Raw genomic sequence first — 7,332 nt, 5'->3', positions numbered from 1 at the left:
CCTCAAGCAGCTTTTGCAGCTCTTTTTTTGACCACACCGTGCCGTTTCGATCGACGAACTCCACTGTTTTCGTCCGCCCGGTTTTTTCAAAATCATCCGCCAAAGCGAGCGCCTTTTTGGCATCGACCCAATCGGAGACAAGAAACGCCTCTTGTTTTTTCGGCGTGATATACGTCCAGTGGATTTGTACGTCCAACGCATTGTCACCCTTCCGCGTGGCGATGATCGGAGCTGGTTTTTATTTTACCACACTTGCGCCCTTGTTCATTACCTAATATTATGCGCAATTTCTTCTTGTATCAACCATTTTGCCGCAGGCGCCCATCTTTTTTCCAAAATATCTATCTTTTTCGGCCTACTTGTGGTACACTAGCGGCTAGCACCCAAAATGAGATGGGGCGCAAGCATATGAAGAGGGAGGATTCGAATTGAAGCGTCAAACCATAGCCGATCTGAGTCTGCTAATGGTGACGTTCGTCTGGGGGGCGACGTTCGTCGTCGTCCAAAATGCCATTTCGTTTTTGGAGCCGTTGTCGTTTAACGCCGTTCGCTTCAGTTTGGCCGGCTTGTTGCTTCTCGCTTGGATCGCTGCCGCTTCCCGCCCACTCTTCGGCCAGTTGTCATGGCGAGTCATCGGCGCTGGGGCGTGGATGGGGCTATGGCTGTTTTGCGGCTACGCATTCCAAACGATCGGACTGTTGTATACCACTTCCTCGAAAGCCGGCTTTATTACCGGACTGAGCGTTGTGCTCGTTCCATTGTTTTCCTTTTTGATTTTAAAGCAAAAACCGTCTGTGAATGCGGTCGTTGGAGCGGCACTTGCCGCGTTCGGCCTGTATTGGCTGACAGGGGGAGCGGAGCTGTCGTTCAATCAGGGCGATTTCTTTGTCTTTCTTTGTGCTGTTTCCTTTGCCATGCACATTATCGTCACCGGCCGCTATTCCTCTCAGTATTCGACGATGCTGTTGACAATGGTGCAAATTTTTACCGTCGGCATCCTCTGTTTCTTCTTTGCCTTTTGGTTTGAAGACGCCGCGCAAATGTGGAATATGGCGGTGCTCCGCCGTCCGGAAGTATGGGGGGCGCTCGCTGTGACATCGTTGTTGGCGACGACCGCGGCGTTTCTCATCCAAACGGCGGTGCAAAAATATACGACTCCCGCCCATGTCGCGCTGATTTTCGCCATGGAGCCGGTGTTCGCCGCTTTGACCGCCTACCTTTGGGCTGGAGAGCGGCTGTCGCCATCGGCCTGGCTTGGCGGCGCTGCGATTTTGGCCGGCATGATTTTCGCCGAACTGCCAAGCATGCGCCTCTGGGGCAGACGGTGGCGGGAAAAGCGGAACATCCCATCGTAGCCGCAACGATTGCTCTTAGCGAAAAACAGTGAAGCTTTCCTCCTTTGCTTATATTTTGACCAAGGGTGGCCATACTATCCGTAAAGAGCGGAGGTGAGAGCAATGACCAAAAACGGCGGCCGAAACCGCGGCACGAAGGCGCCGGGCGTCAACCCGCAAGGCTTTGGCCAAGACGGAACGTTCACCCCGGATCCAAAAAGCAAGCTTGAGAACGCAGCGAAAAAGCTCAACACAAAATAAAAGCAGGCTTCCCGATATGGGAGCCTGCTTTTTGTCGTTATTGTTTCACTTTCGCCAATTTTTCGCGCAACACCATTTGCAAAATGCCGCCGTGGCGATAGTAGTCGATTTCGACTTCGCTGTCAAAGCGGACGATGACCTCAAATTCTTTCTTCTCACCCGTATCCGGGTTCGTCGCCGTCACTTTGACGAGATCGCGCGGTTTGACGTTTTCATCGATGTGAATGTCGAACACTTCTTTACCCGTCAAGCCGAGCGTCTCCGCATTTTCGCCTTCTTTAAATTGCAGCGGCAGGACGCCCATCAAAACGAGGTTCGAGCGGTGGATGCGCTCAAAGCTTTCGGCGATGACCGTTTTAATGCCGAGCAAGAACGTCCCTTTCGCCGCCCAGTCGCGCGAGCTGCCCATGCCGTAGTCTTTGCCGGCGATGACGACAAGCCCAGTGCCGTCTTGTTTGTATCTCATGCACGCATCGTACATCGACATCACTTCGCCGGTCGGCCAGTACGTCGTATAGCCGCCTTCCGTGCCCGGCGCGATTTGGTTGCGGATGCGGATGTTGGCGAACGTGCCGCGCATCATCACTTCATGGTTGCCGCGCCGCGAACCGTACGAGTTGAAATCTTTCGGCTCGACGCCTTTCGAGATCAAATATTGGCCTGCCGGCGTGTTTTTGCCGATCGACCCAGCTGGCGAAATATGGTCAGTCGTGACCGAATCACCGAACTTGCCGACGACGCGCAAGCCGGTGAGAGGTTCAACTTTGCGCACTTCCGGCGACAAGCCTTCAAAGAACGGCGGATTTTGAATGTACGTCGAGTTTTCATCCCATTGGTACAGCGGCTCATCCGTTGTTTCGATGGCGTTCCAGCGCGGATTGCCGTCGAACACGCGCTCATATTCTTTGCGGAACAGTTCCGGATCGACCGCTTGCTTGACGACATTCTTCACTTCTTCCATCGACGGCCAAATGTCGCGGAAATAGACGTCGTTGCCGTCTTTGTCTTTGCCAATCGGCTCGTTAAGCAAGTCAATGTCGACCGTGCCGGCGAGCGCATAGGCGACAACAAGCGGCGGCGATGCCAAATAGTTGCCTTTGACAAGCGGGTGGATGCGGCCTTCAAAGTTCCGGTTGCCGGACAGGACGCTTGTCACGAGCAGATCGCTTTCCGCGAGCGCTTTTTCGAGCTCCGGCGCAAGCGGACCTGAGTTGCCGATGCATGTCGTGCAGCCGTAGCCGACAATGTTGAAACCGAGCTGTTCCAGATACGGAAGCAGCCCCGAGTCACGCAAGTAGCCGGTGACGACTTTCGAGCCCGGCGCGAGCGACGTTTTCACGTATTTCGGCACTTGCAAGCCTTTTTCGACCGCTTTTTTCGCCACTAAACCAGCGGCGACAAGCACGTACGGGTTCGACGTGTTCGTACAGCTTGTGATCGCCGCGATGACGACAGCGCCCGTTTTTAATTTCACTTGTTCGCCGTTCAGCTCGACCGTAATTTCCCGCTCCAAGTCCGCTTCCGTCAAGCCAAAGCCTTGGTTGCCTTGCGGCGCTTTCACCGCGTCGCGGAACGACTGTTTCATTTTCGAGAGCGGGATCAAGTCTTGCGGCCGTTTCGGGCCAGACAAGTTCGTTTCAATTTCCGACAAGTTGATTTCCACCACATCCGTAAACACCGGCTCCGGTGCATCCGGCGTGTAGAACAAACCGTTCGCTTTGCAATACGCTTCGACGACTTGAACGTGATGTTCGTCGCGGCCGGTCAAGCGCAAATAGTCAAGCGCTTCAGCGTCGACCGGGAAGAAGCCGCACGTTGCCCCGTATTCCGGCGCCATGTTGGCAATCGTCGCCCGGTCGGCAAGCGGCAAAGTCGCTACTCCTGGTCCGAAAAATTCAACGAATTTGCCGACGACGCCTTTTTTCCGGAGCACTTGCGTCACCTTAAGCGCCAAGTCCGTGGCCGTCGCTCCGTCCGGCAGCTTGCCTGTCAGGCGGACGCCGATGACTTCCGGCACCGGGAAGTACGACGGCTGGCCGAGCATGCCGGCTTCCGCTTCAATGCCGCCGACTCCCCAACCGAGGACGCCGAGGCCGTTGATCATCGTCGTATGCGAGTCCGTGCCGACAAGCGTATCCGGGAACGCTTCGTACTCGCCGTTCTCCCCTTCGACCGCGTGAACGACGCTTGCCAAATATTCCAAGTTCACTTGGTGGACGATCCCCGTTGCCGGCGGAACGGCACGATAGTTGTTAAACGCTTTTTGCGCCCATTTCAAAAACTTGTACCGTTCGGCGTTCCGTTTGAATTCCAAATCCATGTTGTACTCCAGCGCATCGTCTGACCCGTAGCGGTCGACTTGCACCGAGTGGTCGATGACGAGATCGACCGGAATTTCCGGGTTGATTTCGTACGGATCGCCTCCCAAATCGGCCATCGCTTTGCGCATCGAAGCCAGATCGACGACAACCGGCACGCCGGTGAAGTCTTGCAAAATGACGCGCGACGGCTTAAACGGCACGTCGATGTCTTTCATTTCCGGCGTTCCCCATTTCGCCAAGTTTTCGACGTGCTCTTTCGTGATGACGCGGCCGTCGACTTGGCGGAGCACCGATTCAAGCAATACTTTGATCGAGTACGGCAGGCGGCTCACCTGGCCGATGCCCGCTTCTTCAAGCGCTTGCAAACGGTAATAATTGTATTTTTTACCGTTGACTTCGAATGAAGAGCGGGTGTTGAACACATCTTGTTTCGCCATATGTATAACCCCCTTCACTTCATAATCCTTCACTTCATAATAATACTATACTATTTTTTCGCACAAAAGTCGAAAAAATAGCATGAATTCTCCCAATCCCCATAAAGTTCGGCACGACTTTATCTTATTATAGAACAGCACAAGTTGTAAATAATGATTTCCAATGTCTCGCCATATTACTTCCTTACCGCGGCAAAAGAGGAATAAGGCGCCCGTTTCGTCGCAAACTAGAAGCGGAGGTGAAACGAATGGCAAAGCGAAAAGCAAACCACGTGATCCCTGGCATGAACGCTGCAAAAGCGCAAGGGATGGGCGCCGGCTACAATGAAGAATTTTCCAACGAACCGTTGACCGAAGCGCAGCGGCAAAACAACAAAAAACGAAAAAAGAACCAATAGCGTGGCGGCCATTCCGCCATCCCGGACTGCCATAGCATGAAAAAAGGGAATGTCCGCCGCCGGCATTCCCTTACTCGTTTTCATTGACTTCGTCAACGATCGCCTGCAAATCGCTGCGGAATTTTTCGAGCTGCACGCGCTGCGTTTCCGAGGCAACTTCGAGCGCGTTTTCAATTTGGGCGAACGCCTCGTTTACTTCTTGCCGAAGATGGGCCAGCTGGTGGCCGTAGTCGGCTTGATCACGCACCAAGTGATCGTGCCATTCTTTCGCTTCCATCGTCGCCTTTTGCGCTGCTTGAAACGCCTCTTGCTTCGTTTTATGGTAAACCATGGCTCGTCCCTCCTTCGCAGTCATTGCGGTCGTTCACTACTTATCGTTTCAAACCGGGCGCAAATTATGCGCCGAATAAGCGAAAGCACAACGCCGCATGCTAACGGACAAAGGAGGGACAACAAATGACGAACAAAAACGACGGCAAAGATATGCGCAAAAACGCCCCAAAAGGCGACAATCCTGGGCAGCCGGAGCCGCTTGACGGTTCGAAAAAAGTGAAGAACCGCAATCACACGCGGCAAAAGCACAACACAAGCCACGATATGTGACGCAAACAAGCGGAGTTTTCCTTCTCCGTTCAGCCGAGACCGGCGGCAGCCGGGAGGGCTGAACGGCTGGCGCCCTTATGTTCACATAATAAAATTATTGTAAAATCAACAAAGCGGGCGGTCGCTAGAACAGCCCGTTGCCGCCCGCCTTGGGTTCATTCCCGTTGAAGCGAATCATCCTCACCCGGTCAACAAGCCGGCCGACGACAATTATGATTCGGTTGTTTGCCGCTTGAGCGCTTCATACAGCTCCACGAATTCAGCGGCTAAATCCTTGACCGTGATCGCCGTCATTAAATGATCTTGGGCATGCACCATCAGAAGCGTCACCACCGGCTGCCCGCCGCTATGCACAAAACAAAAGAACGAGGCCTTATTCGACCCCGTTCATCTCGCGAAGACATGGTGCCCGATGCGAATCGTCACCGGACGCGACAACATCCATTTGTCTTTTGTGATTTTCGGATTGTAGAAATAAAGCGAGCCGCGGCGATCGTTTGGGAATAAGGCTAGCGCCTTGTCGACCGCCTCGTAATCTTGCTTGGTCGGCTGAATGCGGGTCAATTTCCCCGTTTTGGCTGGCACAAACGCATAGCCGGATTTCGTTTTTTGATAAATGACGCCGCGCACCGTCTTTGGAAACTCCGGATGCTTTGTGCGGTTTAAAATCACAAGCGCCACTTCCACCTTGCCGGCAAACGGCTCGCTCGAACCGGTCTCCGCTTGCACAAGCTGGGCGAGCAGCTTCCGGTCGGCGGCGCTTAATGAGATCGATTTCTTCTTTGCCGGCGCCGAAGCCGATCGCTTCGCCGCAGCCGGCACTTTTATCTTTTCGCCGGCATAAATCACATCGCTTTTTAACCCGTTTAACAACTTTAACGAGGCAACCGTAGTATGATATTGTTTGGCGATCTTCGACAACGTATCCCCTTTTTTCACTTGATAGTATGTATACGAGCCAGCCGCTTCCGCCGACAGCCCATGAGAGCTTAACGCCATACAGCAAATGATCGTGAGCGCTGCAATCGTCTTTTTCACTTTCACTCTGCGCATCCCCCTCATCGTTGCCTTTTGGCTTTTTTTCTTTGTTTACTAGATTAGCAGGCAAAGAAGGGAACGTCACTGTATATCTTTTCCATACAAAGCGGCCGGCGGCTTTCAATCCATTGGCGCTGTAAGGTGGGACAAGCTTTTTTACAGTTGCATTACAGTTGCGTTACGCTTCGTAACAAGCCGCTGTTTGAAACTTGCCAAACAGCAAGCTTTTCGACATAATAGTAGACGAATCTTGCCTATGGCAAAAACAGTTGATCATCATGTTGGGGTGGGGATCGTGCTGACCGGATGGTTTCTTTGGTTTATTTTGCTTTGGGTCGTCTTTTTGCTTGTCATGATGTCGATCGGCGGCTTTTTCATGTTCCGCAAGTTTTTGAAGCGGCTGCCGAAAGAAGATGGGAAATCGGAGCTCGACTGGCAGGAATATTACATTGAACAGACGCGTCATCTATGGGGGGAAGAAGAAAAAGCGCTGCTTGAGGAATTGGTTCGCCCTGTGCCGGAATTGTTCCGCGACGTCGCGCGGCAAAAGATCGCCGGCAAAATCGGCGAGCTTGCGCTCAAGGAACAGGCGCCGCGCATCACACGCGACTTGCTGATCCGCGGCTATATCATCGCAACCCCCAAGCGCGACCATAAGTTTTTGATCCGGACATTGCAGGCGAAGAACATCGATCTCGCCCCTTATAAACATTTATTGGAAAGCCGCTGACGTTCCGCCTTTCGTCTAAGGCTGACCGGCGGCTTTCGTCTGTTTCAGCATGGAAAAAGCGGCCCAAACAAGCAGCTTTTTAGGCCGGGACCGACGACTTCAGCTCCGTCTGCGGGACAATTCCAGGGAAGCGAAGTGAAGCGGCTTGGCGCAACAAAAAAGGGAGCTGTCCATCAGCGGGACAGCTCTTTATGTCAGCACTGGCGGTTT

General features: G+C 53.3%; 8 protein-coding genes and 2 pseudogenes. 5 read left to right on the top strand and 5 right to left on the bottom strand.

Annotation, left to right across the window (positions count from 1 at the left end):
• A pseudogene (locus tag VU18_RS05910) lies at positions 1-196 on the bottom strand (hypothetical protein); the annotation flags it as partial.
• Between the two features lie 232 nt (positions 197-428).
• Between VU18_RS05910 and VU18_RS05905 the strand changes: the two are divergent.
• Both VU18_RS05905 and sspL read left to right on the top strand, forming a co-directional pair.
• Positions 429-1,355, top strand: coding sequence for a DMT family transporter (locus VU18_RS05905; RefSeq protein ID WP_011230848.1), 927 nt, complete (start codon positions 429-431; stop codon positions 1,353-1,355).
• Between the two features lie 102 nt (positions 1,356-1,457).
• Positions 1,458-1,595, top strand: coding sequence for a small, acid-soluble spore protein L (gene sspL / locus VU18_RS05900; protein ID WP_011230846.1), 138 nt, complete (start codon positions 1,458-1,460; stop codon positions 1,593-1,595).
• A 37-nt stretch (positions 1,596-1,632) separates the two neighbouring features.
• On the opposite strand, the gene acnA is transcribed toward sspL, so the two are convergent.
• A complete protein-coding gene (acnA, locus tag VU18_RS05895; protein ID WP_014195516.1) occupies positions 1,633-4,353 on the bottom strand; it encodes an aconitate hydratase AcnA in 2,721 nt (906 codons plus the stop codon).
• Positions 4,354-4,601: 248 nt separating this feature from the next.
• Here acnA and sspO point away from each other — a divergent pair, with 248 nt between their 5' ends.
• Positions 4,602-4,751 carry a small acid-soluble spore protein O gene (gene sspO / locus VU18_RS05890; RefSeq protein ID WP_008879509.1) on the top strand — a complete coding sequence of 50 codons (150 nt, stop codon included), beginning with the start codon at positions 4,602-4,604 and terminating at the stop codon, positions 4,749-4,751.
• 70 nt (positions 4,752-4,821) lie between these two features.
• On the opposite strand, the gene VU18_RS05885 is transcribed toward sspO, so the two are convergent.
• The gene (locus tag VU18_RS05885) at positions 4,822-5,082 is read right to left on the bottom strand and encodes a hypothetical protein (RefSeq protein WP_011230844.1); all 261 of its coding nucleotides are present in this window, start codon (positions 5,080-5,082) and stop codon (positions 4,822-4,824) included.
• Positions 5,083-5,207: 125 nt separating this feature from the next.
• Between VU18_RS05885 and VU18_RS05880 the strand changes: the two genes are divergently transcribed.
• Positions 5,208-5,354: a small acid-soluble spore protein P gene (locus tag VU18_RS05880; RefSeq protein ID WP_011230843.1), complete on the top strand. Its 147-nt coding sequence runs from the start codon at positions 5,208-5,210 to the stop codon at positions 5,352-5,354.
• A gap of 210 nt (positions 5,355-5,564) precedes the next feature.
• Here the strand turns inward: VU18_RS05880 and VU18_RS05875 are convergent.
• Positions 5,565-5,699 (bottom strand): annotated as a pseudogene (locus tag VU18_RS05875) (PTS lactose/cellobiose transporter subunit IIA); the annotation flags it as partial.
• Between the two features lie 42 nt (positions 5,700-5,741).
• The gene (locus tag VU18_RS05870) at positions 5,742-6,416 is read right to left on the bottom strand and encodes a cell wall hydrolase (RefSeq protein ID WP_173426829.1); all 675 of its coding nucleotides are present in this window, start codon (positions 6,414-6,416) and stop codon (positions 5,742-5,744) included.
• A gap of 271 nt (positions 6,417-6,687) precedes the next feature.
• On the opposite strand from VU18_RS05870, the gene VU18_RS05865 reads away from it, so the two are divergent.
• Positions 6,688-7,122, top strand: coding sequence for a DUF2621 domain-containing protein (locus tag VU18_RS05865; protein ID WP_011230841.1), 435 nt, complete (start codon positions 6,688-6,690; stop codon positions 7,120-7,122).
• The last annotated feature ends 210 nt before the right edge of the window (positions 7,123-7,332 follow it).

The organism is Geobacillus sp. ZGt-1, from assembly GCF_001026865.1.
In the GTDB taxonomy this organism is placed as follows: domain Bacteria; phylum Bacillota; class Bacilli; order Bacillales; family Anoxybacillaceae; genus Geobacillus; species Geobacillus thermoleovorans.
This window is presented reverse-complemented; position numbering and strand designations above follow the sequence as displayed.